Here is a 17,497-nt window from a genome sequence, read left to right as displayed (position 1 = left end):
CGTTTTCATTTTCCTTGCAACGGCGTCGCGAGCGGATGCGCATCGCGCGCCTGGGGTTTGACGGACAACGTGAGGATCACCGCGGCGACCAGCGCGACGCTCATGAACGCATACGACGCGAGGGGCGAGCCGGTCGCGCCGTTCAGGTAGCCGACGAAGTACGAGCCGACGAACGAGCCGAGCGCGCCCATGCTGTTGATCAGCGCCATTGCGCCGCCGGCGACGTTCTTCGGCAGCAGCTCCGGCACGATCGCGAAAAACGGGCCGTACGGCGCGTACATCGCGGCGCCGGCGACGACCAGCAGCGCGTACGAGATCCAGAAATGCGACGAGCCGAGCGCGTACGACGCGGCGAACGCGGCAGCCCCGACCAGCAGGAACGGCCAGACGAAGCCGCGTCGCGAGCCGACCTTGTCGGACGCCCACGACGCCACCAGCATCGCGATCGTCGCCGCGAGAGACGGCAGCGCCGACAGCCAGCCGGTCGCGACCATCCCGAGCTCGGAACCGTTCTTGACGATCGACGGCAGCCACAGCACGAAGCCATACACGCCGATGCTCCAGCAGAAATACTGCGCGCACAGCTTGATCACGGCCGGGGACCGGAACGCTTCGCCGTAGTTGCGCACCGGCTTGATGGCCGCCTGCTCGGCCGCGAGCACCGCGGCGAGGTCGCGCTTTTCCTGCGCGCTGAGCCACGGCGAATCGGCCGGCTTGTCCTGCACGAGGAACCACCAGCACACGGCCCAGACGATCGCCGGCACGCCTTCGGCGATGAACATGTGGCGCCAGCCGAACTCGTGGACGAGATAACCGGACACGATCGACATCCACAGCACGGTCACCGGATTGCCGAGGATCAGGAAGGTGTTCGCGCGCGAGCGCTCGTTCTTCGTGAACCAGTTGCTGATGTAGATCAGCATCGCCGGCATCACCGCGGCCTCGACGACGCCGAGCACGAAGCGGATCGCCATCAGCGACGGGATGTTCGTGACCACGCCGGTGAGCGCCGCGCACGCGCCCCACAGCACGAGGCTCGCGAACACGAGCTTCTTCACGCTGCGGCGTTCCGCGTAGATCGCACCGGGAATCTGGAAGAAGAAATAGCCGAGGAAGAACAGCGCGCCGATCAGCGACGACAAGCCCTTGCTGACGCCGAGATCCTGGTTGATGCCGGCCGCTGCCGCGAACCCGTAGTTCGCGCGGTCGAGGTAAGCGAGGCTGTAGGTGATGAAGACGATCGGCATGATCGTCCACCAGCGTCGGACTGCAAGGTTGGCTGCCATCTGAGTGTCTCCTGGGGTGACCGGAGCGGGCCGGTCGCATACCGGCTCCGCTCCCGTCGTTCGGAAATCGACCGGCGTCGGCGCGGCGGCGCCGGGTCCAGCCTCATTCAAAACCGTGCACGTGGCACGAAGTGATTCCGCGGATCGGGCCGTGGTCGGCCTCTCATTGCGCGGTGACGGTTTCTTCCTGACGCTCGGCGTGCGCGGCGCCAGCGTCGGCGCCTTCGAGCCGATCGAGCGCCGCGCGGGTCGGCAAGCCTTCCGAGTCGCCGATCACCTGGATCGCCAGCGCGCCGATTCGGTTGCCGCGTGCGACCGCCTGCTCGATCGGCTTGCCCTCCAGCAGCGCGCTGACCACGCCGACCGCGAAGCCGTCGCCGGCGCCGACCGTATCGACGACGTTCGCGACGCGCTCGCCGGCCACCGTGCCCTCGCGGCCGTCGGCCGTGCGGAAGTATGCGCCGTCGGGGCCGAGCTTGATCACGACGCCGCGGGCGCCCTGCGCCAGATAGAAGCCGGCGATGTCGGCCGGCGCGTCGCGGCCGGTGAGCTGCTGCCCTTCGGCGAGGCCCGGCAGCACCCAGTCGGCGAGCGCGGCGAGCGCGTTCAGCGTGGTCGCCATCGCTTCCGCCGACGGCCACAGCGTCGGGCGCAGGTTCGGGTCGAACGAAATCGTCTTGCCGGCCGCCCGCATCTCGCGCGCGAGCTTGAACGCGAGCTCGCACGACGTCGCCGAGATCGCCGGCGCGACGCCAGTCAGATGCAGGTGCCGCGCGCCGAGCACGTAGTCGGCCACGTAGTCGTCGCAGCACAGATGGCTCGCGGCCGAGCCCTTGCGGAAATACTCGACGGTCGGGTCGCTGCCGTCGTCGTTGCGCGACTTCAGCTGGAAACCGGTCGGATACTGCGGATCGACGGTCACGCACGACGCGTCGATGCCTTCGCGCGCGAGCGTGTCGAGCACGTAGCCGCCGAACGAGTCGCGGCCCACGCGGCTCATCCAGCCGACGCGAAAGCCGAGCCGCGACAGCCCGATCGCGACGTTCAGGTCCGCCCCGGCGACGCGTTTCGTGAATTGCGTCGCGTGGGCGAGGTGGCCGGGCTCGGTGGCGACGAACATCGCCATCGCTTCGCCGTAGGTCACGACATCGAGTGCTGCTTTCATGAGTGAACTCCTCCGTATCCTGGCGGCGTCAGGCGGCCGCGAGCCACGCGACACGCCGGCCGGCGTCGGCCGCCAGATCCGCCGCGTCGAACGGGAACTCGATGCCGCGCGGCGCGGTGTGCGGCAGCGCGGCCAGCACGTCCGCGACCAGCGCATCGCCGGGCGCCGGCGCCACTGCGAAGCGGCGCGCGCCTGCGCCGGCCACGGCCTTGCAATGAATGTATTCCACGTGCGGCGCGAGCGCATGCGCGCACGCGAGCGGCGCTTCGCCCGGCCACTGCCAGTTGCCGATGTCGAACGTCATGCCGAGCGCATCGGGCATGCCCGCGCCGCCCAGCGCAGCGAACAGCGCGCGAAACTGCGCGAGCGCGCCGCCCACCGGCAATTGGCCGTTCTCGACCACCACGCGGGCACGCGCGCCGCGCGACAGGGCAATGATGTCGGCCGCGTGCGCGTCGCCCGCGAAGCCGCCGAGCTGGAACTTGACGAAGCGCGCGCCGAGCGCGTCCGCTTCGACCAGCGTGTCGCGCAACGCGGCGGCATCGAGCGCACCGCTTTCCGTATACAGCGTGGCCGGCGTCGAGTAGACCGACCACAGCCCGTGCGCGGCCACCGCCACGCCGAGCTCGGCCAGCGCGCCGGGCGTCGCGTCCTCGTCCGATGCGAACAGCTCGCGGCGCACCTCGAAACCGCTCGCGCCGGACGCCGCCGCCGTCGCGATGAATGCCCGGTGGCCCTCGGTACGCACGCGGTCCATCCCGAATGCGCTCGCCACGATCACGATGTCTGCCATTTCTAACCTTTCAGCCCTTTTAAACCGGAATGGAACCGGTTCCATTTACTTGAGACGGATGGTGCGCTTCGCTTCTCATGCACGCCATAGAGGAAATCCCTAAGCAACGGCTGCCGCGCGAAAGCGCGCTTCTGGACACGCATCGGGCGTTCCCGGAGAGCGTCCGGCGGCTGTTCGAACGTCTGGTCGCGCGCCTATCCGAGTGCCTGTCCGAACGCCCATCCCGACGCCTACCCGCCCGCCTCCCCGATGCACATCTCGAGAAACCGGCCGGCCACGCGCGACGGCGCGGCGCCGTGCGGCACCAGGATCGAGAAATGCCGCGTGAGCGGCGCGGGCGCGAGTGAGCGCGGCACCAGCGCCGCATCCTCGTGCCGCAACGACATCGCGGAGACGAAGCCGACGCCCATTCCCGCGCGCACGGCCTCCTTGACGGCCTCGACGCCCGCGATCTCGAACGCGACGCGCATCGGCGCGCCGCTTTGCGCGAACGCGCGTTCGACCAGTTGCCGCACGCCCGAGCCCTCCTCGCGCAGCACGAGCGGATGGGCGGCGAGCGCCGCGAGCGGCACGCCATCGTCGTACGCGGCGGCCGCCAGCGGATGACCGGCCGGCACCACCGCGACGATCTCGTCCTCCTGCCACGCGTGCATGGCGGTGCCGGGCGGCAGCGCGTCGCCGGGCGGCCCCTCGATCATCGCGATGTCGAGCGACGCGAGCGCGGCCACCACGTCCGCCGTGTTGCCGCTCATCGTGTGGATCGCGACGCGCGGCGCGCGCGGCTGGAACGCGGCGATCAGATACGGCAGCAGATAGCTCGCGGGCGTCGTGCTCGCGCCGATGCGCAGCGTGCCGGCGTCGAGCCCGCGCACCGCGTCGCGAAACGCGCGCGCCTGCGCGAACGTGTCGCGCTGCGCGTTCGCGTACTGCGCGAGCTGCTCGCCCACCGGCGTCAGGCGGATGCCGCGGCCGTCGCGCTGGTACAGCGGCTCGCCGAATTCGTCCTGCAGCACGCGCAACTGCCCCGACACCGCAGGCTGCGACAGATGCAGCGCGACGGCCGCGCGGCTGATGTTCAGATGCTCGGCGACGGCCGCGAAAGTTATCAGTTGATCCGGGGTCATGGACGTGAATTATCGGCTCTCCAGATAGTTTATGTCACAAATCACAATTTTTCATATCGATATAACCAAACTAGGATTAGGCCATCGCAATCAGTTGCTGCCGGTGCCTCATGTCGACTGCCACGCATTCCCCTGTGTCCCACGCCGCGCCGACGATGCGCGGCCAGTTGAACGGCGTGCTGTTCGTCGCGCTGTTCGCCGCCGCCGTCACGAGCCTCGCCGAACTGCCGACGATCGCGTCGCTCGGCCTGTCGCCGCTGATCGTCGGCATCGTCGCCGGTGCGCTGTACGGCAACGCGCTGCGCGACGGCATGCCCGCTAGCTGGGCGGCCGGCGTCAATTTTTCCGCGCGCAAGCTGCTGCGCATCGCGGTCGCGTTCTTCGGTCTGCGCGTGAGCCTGCAGGAAATCGCGCAGGTCGGCCTGCCGGGGCTGACGGTGTCGGTGCTGGTCGTCGTCAGCACGCTCGCGATCGGCACCTGGGTCGGCATGAAGGTGATGAAGCTCGATCGCGACGCCGCGCTGCTGACCGCCGCCGGCAGCGCGATCTGCGGCGCGGCCGCGGTGCTCGCGTTCGAATCGACGCTGCAGTCGAAGCCGCACCAGAGCGCGATGGCCGTCGGCAGCGTCGTGCTGTTCGGCACGCTGTCGATGTTCCTGTACCCGCTCGCGTACCACGCCGGCTTGCTGAACCTCGACCCGGCCGGCCTCGGCCTGTTCTTCGGCGGCACGATCCACGAGGTCGCGCAGGTGGTCGGCGCGGCCAGCGACATCAGCCCGGAAGTCACGCACGTCGCGACCATCGTCAAGATGACCCGCGTGATGCTGCTGGTGCCCGTGCTGCTCGCGCTCGGCTGGTGGCTGGCCCGCTCGGCACGTTCGGCCCGCGCGAGCGACGGCGCCCACGGCAAGCACAAGGTGGCCGTGCCGTGGTTCGCGCTCGGCTTCCTCGGCTTCGTGATCGTCAACTCGCTGAACGTGCTGCCCGCGAGCGCCACCCACACGCTGAACGTGCTCGACACCTTCGCGCTGACGATGGCGATGACCGCGCTCGGCATCGAGACGCGCGTGTCGCAGATTCGCGAGGCCGGCCCGCGGGCGCTGACCACCGGCCTGATCCTCTACGTGTGGCTGATCGTCGGCGGTTACGGCATCACGTGGGCCGTGCAGCACTGGCTTGGCTGATCCGCGTCCACGCCGCCGCGCACTGCGCCGCGCCCGCCGGGGGAACCCGCGGGCGCGGCGCAGTGCTATGCTTCGCGTCGTTTTCCTTCCTCCTCTTCCTCTCCGTCTTTCAGCCGTGCTCTCGTTCCTGCTGAAACTGCGCACGCGCGCGCAGAAGCTGTTTCGCCTGTCCGACGCTCATACGATGCTGATCTGGTCGGCCATCGTCGGCGTCGGCGGCGCATTTGCGACGATGGCCTTCCGCGAAGGCATCGACCTGATGCAACGCTTGATTGCCGGGCACAGCGGCAGCTTCGTGCAGATGGCACGCAGCCTGCCGTGGTACGTGCGTTTCTGGATGCCGGCGGCGGGCGGCTTCCTCGCCGGCTGCGTGCTGCTGCTCGCGACGCGCAGCGACCGCAAGGCCGGCAACACCGACTACATGGAGGCCGTCGCGCTCGGCGACGGCGTCGTGCCGGTGCGCCAGAGCCTGTGGCGCAGCGTGTCGTCGCTGCTGACGATCGGCAGCGGCGGCTCGATCGGCCGCGAAGGCCCGATGGTGCAGCTCGCCGCGCTCGCCGCGTCGCTGGTCGGCCGCTTCGTGCACTTCGACCCGCCGCGCCTGCGCCTGCTGGTCGCCTGCGGCGCGGCGGCCGGCATCACGTCCGCATACAACGCGCCGATCGCCGGCGCGTTCTTCATCTCCGAAATCGTGCTCGGCACGATCGCGATGGAGAGCTTCGGGCCGATGGTGGTCGCCTCGGTGGTCGCGAACATCGTGATGCGCGAATTCGCCGGCTACCGGCCGCCGTACGAGATGCCGGTGTTCCCGGCCGTGACCGGCCCCGAGGTGCTGCTGTTCGTGGTGCTCGGCTCGCTGTGCGGCGTGCTCGCGCCGCAGTTCCTGCATCTGCTCGACGCGTCGAAGCGCCAGTTCAAGCGGATGCCCGTGCCGCTGCCGGTGCGGCTCGCGCTCGGCGGGCTCGTGGTCGGCGTGATCTCGGTGTGGATTCCCGACGTGTGGGGCAACGGCTACAGCGTCGTGAACCACATCCTCCATTCGCCGTGGACCTGGCAGGCGCTCGTCGCGGTGCTGGTGTTCAAGGTGGTCGCGACGGCCGCGACCGCCGGCTCGGGCGCGGTCGGCGGCGTGTTCACGCCGACGCTGTTCGTCGGCGCGGTGTTCGGCTCGCTGTTCGGGCTCGCGATGAACGGGCTGTGGCCGGGCCACACGTCCGCGTATTTCGCCTATGCGATGGTCGGCATGGGCGCGTTCCTGGCCGGCGCGACGCAGGCGCCGCTGATGGCGATCCTGATGATCTTCGAGATGACGCTGAGCTATCAGGTCGTGCTGCCGCTGCTGGTGTCGTGCGTGTTCGCCTACTTCGTCGCGCGCGCGACCGGCACGACGTCGATGTACGAAATCACGCTGCGCCATCATCAGGACGCGCAGGAACGGCTGCGGCTGCGCACCACGCAGATGCGCGAGCTGATCCAGCCCGCGCAGACGGTCGTGCCGCTCACCGCGAGCGTCGCCGACATGACGCGCGTGTTCCTCGAATATCCGGTGAAGTACCTGTACGTGACCGACGACGCCGGGCGCTTTCGCGGCGCGGTCGCGCTGAAGGACATCACGTCCGACCTGCTCGAGAAGCGCGACACGACCGACAAGACGGCCGCCCACTACGCGCATACGCCGTTTCCGCTGCTCACGCCGGACATGCCGCTCGCGACGGCGCTCGAACGCTTCATGGCGTTCAAGGGCGAACGGTTGCCGGTGATCGAGAGCGAGGCCGAGCCGCTGCTCGCCGGGGTGGTCTACAAGACGTCGCTGCTCGACGCGTACCGGCGGATGACCGGCGAGCGCTGACCGGCGCGGCGGGGTGCGCGCGGCGAGCGCCGCTGTGCCCGGCCATGCGAGCCATCCGGGTTATCCGCGCTGTCCAGCAGCCCGCTCGAGCCCTTCACGCCGGCCTGCCGCTCGAGCCGTGACTCGAACGGATCGCCGAAGCCTCGAAGCAAATCAAGCCAGATCCCGCCCCAGCGAGCCGCCTCCGGCCCCATCAGTCCGGCGCGCGCCCCAGCACGACTCTCGCGAAGAAGCCGCCCAGCACCGCTTCGGCCGCATCGGCCGACACGTGCTGCGGATCAGCCGTGTAATACGACTGCACGCCGTCGCACAGGCACATCAGCCCGAACGCGAGCGTCTCGGCGGGCAGCAGCAGCGGCGTGCCCGCGCGCTCGGCGAAGCGCTGGATGAATTCGGCCATCTGCAGCCGCTTGCCGTGCAGGAACTGGTTGAAGCGCACGCGAAACTTCGCGTCGCGCGCCGCCTGCAGCTTCGCCTCGCCCCACAGCAGCGAATACTCGTCGTCGCGAAAGAGCGTCCGGTAGTACGCGAGCGCCATCGATTCCATCTGCTCGCGCGGCCCGCCTTCGTCGAAGATCGCCTCGAAATCGGCGCGCACCGAATCGTGATCGCGTTCGAGCAACTCGAGCAGCAGATCCGACTTGCTGCGGAAATTCGAATAGAACGCGCCGCGCGTGTAGCCGGCCGCCGCCGCGATGTCCTCGACGCTCGCGGCGACATAGCCTTTCTTCTGAAAAATCCGGTGCGCGGCAGTCAGCAGACGCTCGCGCGTCTGATCCCTGCTCTGCTCGCGAGTTAAGCGCTGTGGTTTCATGGCGCGAAGTCTAGCACCAACCCCCGTCCGGATTCAGCTTTGCATTCAGATACAACTGTGTATTAGAATCCGCGACAGTCTCCGAACGACCTCGTTCGCCGTTGTCCGTGCGCGCCTATGCCGGCGCCACTCGGGGCAAGCGCGCCGCGCTTGCCGGCCTCGTTCCGCTGTCACCTGCTCTGGGGGTTTCGTGATTCGCTCCGGTTCCCGCGCCGCGCTGCTCGTCGGCGCCGCGCTCGTCCTCGCCGCCTGTCATCCAAAGGAAGCCGCCGCGCCCGCGCCGCGCCCGGTCGTCACGCTGACCGCGCACGCCGACGGCGCGGCCGTCGCCGCCACGCTGCCCGGCGAAATCCAGCCGCGCTATGCGACGCCGCTGTCGTTCCGCATCGCCGGCAAGATCATCGAGCGCAAGGTGCGGCTCGGCGATATGGTGAAGGCCGGCCAGATCGTCGCGCTGCTCGATCCGTCCGACGTCGAGAAGAACGTCGCCAGCGCGCAGGCGCAGCTCGATGCGGCGTCGCACACGTACGCGTTCGCGAAGCAGCAGCTCGACCGCGATCGCGCGCAGGCGCGCGAGAACCTGATCGCGACCGCGCAGCTCGAGCAGACCGAGAACAGCTATGCGTCGGCACTCGCGCAGCGCGATCAGGCGCAGCAGCAGCTCGCCCTCGCGAAGAACCAGCTGCGCTATGCGACGCTCGCCGCCGATCACGCGGGCACCATCACCGCCGAGCAGGCCGACACCGGCCAGAACGTGTCGGCCGGCCAGGCCGTCTACCAGCTCGCATGGTCGGGCGACGTCGACGTCGTCAGCGACGTGCCCGAAACCGCGCTCGCCTCGCTCGCACCGGGCCATGCGGCGAGCGTCACGCTGCCGTCGCTGCCCGGCCGCAGCTTCACCGCGAAGGTGCGCGAGATCGCGCCGGCCGCCGATCCGCAAAGCCGCACCTACCGCGTGAAGCTCACGCTCGCGTCGCCCGATCCGGCCGTGCGCCTCGGCATGACCGCGAACGTCGCGTTCGACGGCGCGCCGGCTGCCTCGGGCGCGCCGACCGTCACGCTGCCCGCGACCGCGCTGTTCCATGACGGCCCGCGGCCGGCCGTGTGGGTCGTGCGCAGCGGCAACGACACGCTCGAGCTGCGCCGCGTCGACGTCGCGCGCTTCGGCGAGCGCACCGTCACCGTGTCGCGCGGGCTGCAGCCGGGCGAGCGCGTCGTCGTGCAAGGCGTGCATACGGTCAGCGCCGGCGAGAAGGTGCGGCCGGTCGCGCCGCTGCACGCGGAGGACTTCGCATCATGAGCGGCCCTCGCGAAGAAGGCCGCTTCAACCTGTCGGCATGGGCGCTGCGCCATCAGGCGCTGGTGGTCTACCTGATCGCGCTCGCGACGCTCGCGGGCATCCTCGCCTACACGCGGCTCGCGCAATCGGAAGACCCGCCGTTCACGTTCCGCGTGATGGTGATCCGCACGTTCTGGCCCGGCGCGAGCGCGCGGCAGGTGCAGGAACAGGTGACCGACCGGATCGGCCGCAAGCTGCAGGAAACGCCGGCCATCGACTTCCTGCGCAGCTACTCGCGCCCCGGCGAATCGCTGCTGTTCTTCACGATGAAGGACTCGGCGCCCGTGAAGGACGTGCCCGAGACCTGGTACCAGATCCGCAAGAAGATCGGCGACATCGGCTATACGCTGCCGCCCGGCGTGCAGGGGCCGTTCTTCAACGACGAGTTCGGTGACGTCTACACCAACATTTGGACGCTCGAAGGCGACGGCTTCACGCCCGCGCAGCTGCACGACTATGCGGACCAGCTGCGCACCGTGCTGCTGCGCGTGCCGGGCGTCGGCAAGGTCGACTACTTCGGCGACCCGGACCAGCGCATCTTCATCGAGGTGAACAACGCGCAGCTCACGCGCCTGGGCATCTCGCCGCAGCAGCTCGGGCAGGCGCTCAACGCGCAGAACGACATCTCGTCGAGCGGCGTGCTGACGACCGCCGACGATCGCGTGTTCGTGCGTCCGAGCGGCCAGTTCGACAACGTCGCCGCGATCGCCGACACGCTGGTGCGCATCAACGGCCGCACGTTCCGCCTCGGCGATCTCGCGACCGTCACGCGCGGCTACGACGATCCGCAGGTCACGCAGATGCGCGCAAACGGCCGCGCGGTGCTCGGCATCGGCGTGACGATGCAGCCGGGCGGCGACGTGATCCGGCTCGGCCGCGCGCTCGACGCGGAATCTAAACAGTTGCAGGCGCAACTGCCCGCGGGGCTGAAGCTCACCGAGGTGTCGAGCATGCCGCAGGCGGTCTCGCATTCGGTCGACGACTTTCTCGAGGCCGTCGCCGAAGCCGTGGCGATCGTGCTGGTCGTGAGCCTCGTGTCGCTCGGGCTGCGCACCGGGATGGTCGTCGTGATCTCGATCCCGGTCGTGCTCGCGGTGACCGCGCTGTTCATGTACCTGTTCGACATCGGCCTGCACAAGGTGTCGCTCGGCACGCTCGTGCTCGCGCTCGGGCTGCTGGTCGACGACGCGATCATCGCGGTCGAGATGATGGCGGTGAAGCTCGAACAGGGCTACAGCCGCGCGCGCGCCGCCGCGTTCGCGTACACCAGCACCGCGTTTCCGATGCTGACGGGCACGCTCGTCACGGTGTCGGGCTTCCTGCCGATCGCGCTCGCGAAGTCGAGCACCGGCGAGTACACGCGCTCGATCTTCGAGGTGTCGGCGATCGCGCTGATCGCGTCGTGGTTCGCGGCCGTCGTGCTGATTCCGCTGCTCGGCTATCACCTGCTGCCCGAGCGCAAGAAGCACGCGCACGAAGCGCATCTGCCTGACGATCACGAGCACGACATCTACGACACGCGCTTCTACGCGCGGCTGCGCGGCTGGATCGACTGGTGCATCGAGCGGCGCTTCGTCGTGCTGCTGATCACCGGCGTGCTGTTCGTCGTCGCGCTGATGGGCTTCACGCTGGTGCCGCAGCAGTTCTTCCCGAGCTCCGATCGCCCCGAGCTGCTGATCGATCTGCGGCTGCCCGAAGGCGCGTCGTTCGCGGCGACGCTGCGCGAGACGCAGCGCCTCGAGAAGGTGCTCGACAAGCGGCCCGAGATCGACCATGCGGTGAACTTCGTCGGCAGCGGCGCGCCGCGCTTCTACCTGCCGCTCGACCAGCAGTTGCAGTTGCCGAACTTCGCGCAGTTCGTCGTCACCGCGAAATCGGTCGAGGCGCGCGAGAAGCTCGCGAACTGGCTCGAGACGACGCTGCGCGACCAGTTCCCGAGCGTGCGCTGGCGTCTGTCGCGCCTCGAGAACGGGCCGCCGGTCGGCTACCCGGTGCAGTTCCGCGTGAGCGGCAGCGACATCGCGACGGTGCGCGCGATCGCCGAGAAGGTCGCGGCGACGATGCGCGGCGACGCGCGCACGGTGCACGTGCAGTTCGACTGGGACGAGCCGGCCGAGCGCTCGGTGCGCTTCGAGCTCGACCAGAAGAAGGCGCGCGAGCTGAACGTGACGTCGCAGGACGTGTCGAGCTTCCTAGCGATGACGCTGTCCGGCACGACCGTCACGCAGTACCGCGAGCGCGACAAGCTGATCGCGGTCGACCTGCGCGCGCCGCGCGCCGATCGCGTCGATCCGGCGAAGCTCGCGGGCCTCGCGCTGCCGACGCCGAACGGCCCGGTGCCGCTCGGCTCGCTCGGCCGCTTCACGCCGACGCTCGAATACGGCGTGGTATGGGAGCGCGACCGCCAGCCGACCATCACCGTGCAGTCCGACGTGCAGGCCGGCGCCCAGGGCATCGACGTCACGCATGCGATCGACGGCAAGCTCGACGCGCTGCGCGCGCAATTGCCGGTCGGCTATCAGATCAACATCGGCGGCTCGGTCGAGGAAAGCGCGAAGGCGCAGAGCTCGATCAACGCGCAGATGCCGTTGATGGCGATCGCCGTGTTCACGCTACTGATGATCCAGCTGCAGAGCTTCTCGCGCGTGCTGATGGTCGTGCTCACCGCGCCACTGGGCTTGATCGGCGTGGTCGGCATGCTGCTGCTGTTCGGCCAGCCGTTCGGCTTCGTCGCGATGCTCGGCGTGATCGCGATGTTCGGGATCATCATGCGCAACTCGGTGATCCTGGTCGACCAGATCGAGCAGGACATCGCCGCCGGCCACGGACGCTTCGACGCGATCGTCGGCGCGACGGTGCGGCGCTTCCGCCCGATCACGCTGACGGCCGCCGCCGCCGTGCTCGCGCTGATTCCGCTGCTGCGCTCGAACTTCTTCGGGCCGATGGCGACCGCGCTGATGGGCGGCATCACGAGCGCGACCGTGCTGACGCTGTTCTACCTGCCCGCGCTGTATGCCACGTGGTTCCGCGTCAAGCGCGACGAACGCGACGAACGCGACCCGCGCGACGGGCCGCCGCACGACGGCGGCGCCGCAGCCGCACCGTCGGGAGCCTGATCATGAAACCGTCGATGGATATGAAAACGACCCTCGCCCGCGCGCTGTCGGCCGCGGCCCTCGCCGGCCCGCTCGCCGGCTGCGCCTGGTTCGCGCCGAGCGGCGAGCCGCCCGCGATGCCGTCGCCCGCGCATTACGGCGCCGCACCGCAAGTGCAGCAGACGGTCGCCGCGCAGGGCGTCGCGCAACGCTTCGACGTCGGCGCGCAGCCCGTGCCCGACTGGTGGACGCAATACCGCTGCGCTGCGCTGAACGCGCTCGTCGACGAAGGGCTGCGCAACAGCCCCACGCTGAGCGCGGCCGCGCATTCGCTCGATGCCGCGCGCGAGCAATTGCGCGCGCAGATCGGCAGCTCGATGCTGCCGTCGATCGATGCGGGCGGCCAGGCCGTGCGGCAGCGCGCGCTCGGCGTGCCGATCCCCGCGCTCGGCGCGCCCACGCTGCTGTACGACACCTTCGTCGGACAGCTGCAGGCGAGCTATACGCTCGACCTGTTCGGCGCGGCGCGCTTCGCGAACCGCGCGCTCGCCAAGCGCGTGGACGTCAGCGCGTTCCAGCTCGAGTCGGCGCGCCGCGCGCTCGCCGCGAACATCGTCACCGCGTCGATCACGGTGTCGGTGCTCAACGCGCAGATCGCGACCACCGAACGGCTCGTCGCGCTCGCCAACGATCAGGCGCACGACGCGCAACGTCGTTACGCGCTCGGCTCGGCGTCGCGCAGCGATGCGCTGAACGCGCAGCAAAGCGCGGACACCTTCGCCGCGAGCCTGCCGGCCCTGCGCCAGCAACGCGACACGGCGCGCCATGCGCTCGCGGTGCTGATCGGCCGCACGCCCGATCAGCCGCCGGCCGACCTGACGCTCGCCGATCTGCATCTGCCCGAAGAGGTGCCGGTGGTCGTGCCGTCGGGCCTGCTGCACAGCCGGCCCGACATCCAGGCCGCCGAAGCCGGGCTGCGGGCCGCCGCGGCCGAAGTCGGCGTCGCGACCGCGCAGCTGTTCCCGCAGCTGTCGCTGTCGGCGGCGATCGGCCAGGGCGGCTTCAGCTGGCCGGCGATGCTGTCGGGCGGCGGCGCGATCTGGAACGTCGGCGCATCGCTGAGCCAGCCGCTGTTCCACGGCGGCGCGCTGCTCGCGCAGCGCCGGGCGGCGAAGGCCAGCTACGAGGCGGCCGTCGATCAGTACCGGCAGACCGTGCTGGCCGCGTTCCAGAACGTCGCCGATTCGCTCGCCGCGCTCGAGCACGATGCGCAGGCGCTGCAGGCGTCGTCGCACGCGGCGCTGTCCGCGCAAGGCGCGTATGACGACGCGGCCGCCCGCGTGCGGCTCGGCGCGTTGCCGCCGTCGGCCGCGCGCGCGAGCGAGTTGCAGTACCGCAACGCGCGGCTCGACGAGATCCGCGCCACCGGCGCGCGCTTCGCGGATACCGCGCGCCTCTATCAGGCGATGGGCACGCCGCCGGCCGACGGCGCCAAGCGAACGGACACGGCCGCGAACGCCGACGCCGCCACGCCCAGCGACGCCGGCAACGGCGCGGGCGCCGCCGCGCCCGACACTCCGCCCGACACCGCGCCCCGGCAGAACTGACGCCACCGGCGCGGCACGCACCCGGCGCGCGCACCACCGCGCGCGCCGCGCCGCGCCGCAATCTTCCGCTTGACCCTCACGTAGCGTAACGTTCGAGACTCCAGTGTGCGTACCGAACGGAGGACATCATGCGGCTGAAAGTGGGAGAACTGGCGAAACGCAGCGGGCTGACCGTCCGCACGCTTCATCACTATCACGCGATCGGCGTGCTGGCTCCTTCGGCGCGCGCCGACAACGGCTACCGGCTGTACGACCGCGACGACATCGCCCGGCTCCACCAGATCCAGGCGCTGCGCCGCTTCGGGCTGTCGCTTGCCGAGATCGGCGACTACCTGAACCAGCCCGGCACGCCGCTCGTCGAGCTCGTTGCGAAGCAGATCGCGTCGCTCGAGCGCCAGCTCGCGCAGGCGGCGCAGCTGCGCGAGCGGCTCGTGCAGTTGCACGCGCAACTTGCCGCGGGCACGGAGCCGGAGCTGGCCGATTGGCTCACCACACTGGAGTTGATGACCGTGTACGACAAATACTTTTCCGAGGAAGAACTCGCGCGCATGCCGATGTACCGCAAGAGCCAGACGGGCGACGCGGAATGGGTCGCGCTCGTCGCCGACGTGCGTGCGCTGCACGACGCGGGCGTGCCGCCCGAGGACGAACGGGCGCGCGCGCTCGCCGAGCGCTGGATGACGCTGCTGGTGCGCGACACGAACAACGATCCGCGCCTGCTCGCGAAGCTGAACCTGATGCACGAGCGCGAGCCGTCGATGCAGTCGAAGATCGGCATCTCGACCGCACTGCGCGACTACGTGCTGAAGGCGATGGCCGAAACCAAGATGCGCGTGTTCGAGAAGTACCTCGCGCCGGACGAGATCCGCTTCATGCGCGCGCACTATGGCGAGCGCGCGATGGAATGGCCGCAGCTGATCGCCGACGTGCGCGATGCGATCGACGCCGGCAGGACGCCCGCTTCGCCGGAAGGCCGCGCGCTCGCGCGACGCTGGCTCGAGCTGTTCTGCAGCTACGCGGGCACCGATCCGGCCACGCACGCGAAGTTCCGCCACGCGATGGCGACCGAGCCCGCGCTGCTGAAGAACGCGTGGACCGACGAGACGCTGCTCGGCTTCATGCGGGACGCGATGGCACAGTTGCAGACGGCCCGGCATTGAACGACGGCGGCGGCAACGCGACGGCCGCGCGACGCGGCCGTCATTTCCCGTACCGCGTGGCCGGCGCCATGCCGCGCCGTATTCAGTCGTAGTTGCGCACGCTCACGCCCCGCCAGTGCTGCAGCATGTAACGCAGCAACACCGGCGCCGCCTTCAGGTCGGCGTTCGGCACCGGCGGCGCGCCGCCGTCGAAACGCACGCCGCGGCGCGTCAGCATCTCCTCGCCGCGCAGCACGTACTTGGTCCGCTGCTCGATCAGGAAATACTTGACCGCATCAGGGCTGATGTCGCCGCGACAGCCGATCCGGTACGCAAACAGGAACTGCTTGCGGCCGTTGCCGAGCAGCTCGCGCGTCTCGACCGACGCCGGCACCACGTCGAGCACCTTGTCCTCCGCGCAGTCGGTCACGTCGTCGCGCACGGTCCAGTCGGGCGCGCCGTTCAGCGTGGCCGTCACGCGCAGATGAAGCTGGTCGTCCGCCGCGGTCTTCGCGAACGTGACGACGTGCGCGCCGGCCGTGTCGGTCCAGCGGTATTCGGCTGCATGCGCCGCATGCAGCCACGTCGCGACGGCGATAACGGCTAGCGCGCGGCCCGTGACGGCGTAGGGTTTCATCGAAGCGGCTCCGGATCGAAACGCGCCATTATCCGCATGCGCGCGCCGCGCCGCCAGCGCGCGACGCGGCACCGTCAATCGTCGCCGCGCGCGCCGAGCCCCAGCGCCTTCAGCCGCCGGTACAGCGTGCGCTCGCTGAGCCCCGTGCGCTCGGCCAGCGCCTTGCGCGTCCCGACGAAGCCGCTCGCGATCCGCAGCAGTTCCGCGTCGCTCGGCGGGTTGGCCGCACGCTGCGCGTCGTGCGGCAATGCCGACGCCGCGACGAGTTCGGCAGGCAGATGCTCGACGCGGATCACGCCGTCGTCGGCGAACAGGCACGCGCGTTCGAGCACGTTGCGCAGCTCGCGGATGTTGCCGGGCCAGGCATAGGCGTCGAGGCACGCGCGCGCCGCGTCGGTGAGCACGAACGGCCGCGCGCCTGCGTCGCCGCTGCCGGCGCGCGCATTGGCGATGCGCCGCAGGATCGATTCGGCGAGCAGCGCGACGTCGCCGCGGCGCTCGCGCAGCGCCGGCAGCTGGATCGGGAATGCGCTGATGCGGTAGTACAGGTCCTGACGGAACCGGCCGTCGTCGATCATCTCGCGCAGCGGCTTGTGGGTCGCGGCGACCAGCCGGAAATCGGCGCGCAGCGCCTCGACGCCGCCGACCCGGCGAAACGTCCCCGACTCGATCAGCCGCAGCAGCTTCACCTGCATCGGCAGTGGCACGTCGCCGATTTCGTCGAGGAACAGCGTGCCGCCCTGTGCGGTCTCGACCAGCCCGGGCTTGCGCTGATTGGCGCCGGTAAACGCGCCCTTCTCGTAGCCGAACAGCTCGCTCTCGAACAGCGTCTCGGCGATCCCCGAACAGTCGACCACCACGAACGGGCCCATCGCGCGTTCGCTCGCCTCGTGCAGCGCGCGCGCGAACAGCTCCTTGCCGGTGCCCGACTCGCCGAGCAGCAGCACCGGCAGCATCGACGGCGCGACGCGCTGCAGCGCGCCCAGTGCCGCATTGAACGCGTCGGCGCCGCCGACCAGCCCTTCCGCGCTCGGCTGCGCGGACGCGCTGCGCACCGTGGTCAGCCGCTCGACGAACGCGGTCACGTCGCCGCGCGCATCGAAGATCGGCCGCAACTCGACGTCGACGTGCTCGGGGCCGCGCGGCGTATGGTGGATGTGCAGCACGCGATTCAGGCTGCGCGATTCGATCGCCTGCTTCATCGGGCAGTGCTCGCCCGCCTGGTCGCACGGCACGGCGTAGTGATGCGACACCTCGAAGCAATGGCGCCCCACGTGCTCGACGCCGGCCACGCCGAATTGCCGCCGGTACGCGCCGTTCGCCGCGAGGATCCGGTAGTCGGGATCGACGACGATCATCGGCTGCGGGTCCTGCTCCAGATACGCGATCAGCGCGCGCACGTCGGGCGTCACGTCCCGCGGCTGGGCGGGAACGATCGGAATGATGTCGTGTTGATTCATGGGGA

Annotated in this window: 13 protein-coding genes; 6 read left to right on the top strand and 7 right to left on the bottom strand. The window is 69.9% G+C overall.

Translation table 11 applies throughout. From position 1 onward, the window contains the following. Positions 1-5 precede the first annotated feature (5 nt). The 4 genes from AK36_RS20800 to AK36_RS20785 all read right to left on the bottom strand — a co-directional run bounded on the left by AK36_RS20800 (position 6) and on the right by AK36_RS20785 (position 4,368). Positions 6-1,286, bottom strand: a complete 1,281-nt coding sequence (locus tag AK36_RS20800) for an MFS transporter (RefSeq protein ID WP_045579094.1) — start codon at positions 1,284-1,286, stop codon at positions 6-8. Positions 1,287-1,449: 163 nt separating this feature from the next. Continuing rightward, positions 1,450-2,451: a sugar kinase gene (locus AK36_RS20795; protein WP_011884907.1), complete on the bottom strand. Its 1,002-nt coding sequence runs from the start codon at positions 2,449-2,451 to the stop codon at positions 1,450-1,452. A gap of 28 nt (positions 2,452-2,479) precedes the next feature. Beyond that, positions 2,480-3,244: a xylose isomerase gene (locus tag AK36_RS20790; RefSeq protein WP_045579093.1), complete on the bottom strand. Its 765-nt coding sequence runs from the start codon at positions 3,242-3,244 to the stop codon at positions 2,480-2,482. A 230-nt stretch (positions 3,245-3,474) separates the two neighbouring features. Then, complete coding sequence (locus tag AK36_RS20785) at positions 3,475-4,368, bottom strand: LysR family transcriptional regulator (protein WP_011884909.1); 894 nt, start codon at positions 4,366-4,368, stop codon at positions 3,475-3,477. Positions 4,369-4,478: 110 nt separating this feature from the next. On the opposite strand from AK36_RS20785, the gene AK36_RS20780 reads away from it, so the two are divergent. Both AK36_RS20780 and AK36_RS20775 read left to right on the top strand, forming a co-directional pair. Then, positions 4,479-5,552, top strand: a complete 1,074-nt coding sequence (locus AK36_RS20780; protein WP_080938701.1) for a YeiH family protein — start codon at positions 4,479-4,481, stop codon at positions 5,550-5,552. 115 nt (positions 5,553-5,667) lie between these two features. Continuing rightward, positions 5,668-7,401 carry a ClcB-like voltage-gated chloride channel protein gene (locus AK36_RS20775; RefSeq protein WP_034193153.1) on the top strand — a complete coding sequence of 578 codons (1,734 nt, stop codon included), beginning with the start codon at positions 5,668-5,670 and terminating at the stop codon, positions 7,399-7,401. A 193-nt stretch (positions 7,402-7,594) separates the two neighbouring features. Here the strand turns inward: AK36_RS20775 and AK36_RS20770 are convergent, their stop codons facing one another. Beyond that, positions 7,595-8,215 carry a TetR/AcrR family transcriptional regulator gene (locus AK36_RS20770; RefSeq protein ID WP_011884912.1) on the bottom strand — a complete coding sequence of 207 codons (621 nt, stop codon included), beginning with the start codon at positions 8,213-8,215 and terminating at the stop codon, positions 7,595-7,597. A gap of 190 nt (positions 8,216-8,405) precedes the next feature. On the opposite strand from AK36_RS20770, the gene AK36_RS20765 reads away from it, so the two are divergent. The 4 genes from AK36_RS20765 (at position 8,406) to AK36_RS20750 (ending at position 15,416) form a co-directional block, all read left to right on the top strand. Continuing rightward, on the top strand, positions 8,406-9,515 hold the full coding sequence (locus tag AK36_RS20765) for an efflux RND transporter periplasmic adaptor subunit (protein WP_011884913.1): 1,110 nt from the start codon (positions 8,406-8,408) through the stop codon (positions 9,513-9,515). Next, complete coding sequence (locus tag AK36_RS20760) at positions 9,512-12,670, top strand: efflux RND transporter permease subunit (RefSeq protein ID WP_045579091.1); 3,159 nt, start codon at positions 9,512-9,514, stop codon at positions 12,668-12,670. The genes AK36_RS20765 and AK36_RS20760 overlap by 4 nt, the downstream gene beginning before the upstream one ends. 2 nt (positions 12,671-12,672) lie before the next feature. Continuing rightward, a complete protein-coding gene (locus tag AK36_RS20755) occupies positions 12,673-14,256 on the top strand; it encodes an efflux transporter outer membrane subunit (protein WP_045579090.1) in 1,584 nt (527 codons plus the stop codon). 128 nt (positions 14,257-14,384) lie between these two features. Then, complete coding sequence (locus tag AK36_RS20750; protein WP_045579089.1) at positions 14,385-15,416, top strand: MerR family transcriptional regulator; 1,032 nt, start codon at positions 14,385-14,387, stop codon at positions 15,414-15,416. Positions 15,417-15,498: 82 nt separating this feature from the next. On the opposite strand, the gene AK36_RS20745 is transcribed toward AK36_RS20750, so the two are convergent. Further along, positions 15,499-16,032, bottom strand: coding sequence for a M949_RS01915 family surface polysaccharide biosynthesis protein (locus tag AK36_RS20745; protein ID WP_045579088.1), 534 nt, complete (start codon positions 16,030-16,032; stop codon positions 15,499-15,501). 74 nt (positions 16,033-16,106) lie between these two features. Next, entirely contained in the window at positions 16,107-17,492 is a 1,386-nt protein-coding gene (locus AK36_RS20740; RefSeq protein ID WP_011884917.1) for a sigma-54 interaction domain-containing protein, read from the bottom strand. Positions 17,493-17,497: the final 5 nt, after the last annotated feature.

Origin of the sequence: Burkholderia vietnamiensis LMG 10929, assembly GCF_000959445.1 — a bacterium.
Lineage (GTDB): Bacteria > Pseudomonadota > Gammaproteobacteria > Burkholderiales > Burkholderiaceae > Burkholderia > Burkholderia vietnamiensis.
This window is presented reverse-complemented; position numbering and strand designations above follow the sequence as displayed.

Coding starts and splice junctions, on each gene's coding strand:
- AK36_RS20755 (WP_045579090.1), top strand. CDS start 12,673: ATGAAACCGTCGATGGATATGAAAACGACCCTCGCCCGCGCGCTGTCG.
- AK36_RS20760 (WP_045579091.1), top strand. CDS start 9,512: ATGAGCGGCCCTCGCGAAGAAGGCCGCTTCAACCTGTCGGCATGGGCG.
- AK36_RS20750 (WP_045579089.1), top strand. CDS start 14,385: ATGCGGCTGAAAGTGGGAGAACTGGCGAAACGCAGCGGGCTGACCGTC.
- AK36_RS20800 (WP_045579094.1), bottom strand. CDS start 1,286: ATGGCAGCCAACCTTGCAGTCCGACGCTGGTGGACGATCATGCCGATC.
- AK36_RS20780 (WP_080938701.1), top strand. CDS start 4,479: ATGTCGACTGCCACGCATTCCCCTGTGTCCCACGCCGCGCCGACGATG.
- AK36_RS20740 (WP_011884917.1), bottom strand. CDS start 17,492: ATGAATCAACACGACATCATTCCGATCGTTCCCGCCCAGCCGCGGGAC.
- AK36_RS20770 (WP_011884912.1), bottom strand. CDS start 8,215: ATGAAACCACAGCGCTTAACTCGCGAGCAGAGCAGGGATCAGACGCGC.
- AK36_RS20745 (WP_045579088.1), bottom strand. CDS start 16,032: ATGAAACCCTACGCCGTCACGGGCCGCGCGCTAGCCGTTATCGCCGTC.
- AK36_RS20785 (WP_011884909.1), bottom strand. CDS start 4,368: ATGACCCCGGATCAACTGATAACTTTCGCGGCCGTCGCCGAGCATCTG.
- AK36_RS20795 (WP_011884907.1), bottom strand. CDS start 2,451: ATGAAAGCAGCACTCGATGTCGTGACCTACGGCGAAGCGATGGCGATG.
- AK36_RS20790 (WP_045579093.1), bottom strand. CDS start 3,244: ATGGCAGACATCGTGATCGTGGCGAGCGCATTCGGGATGGACCGCGTG.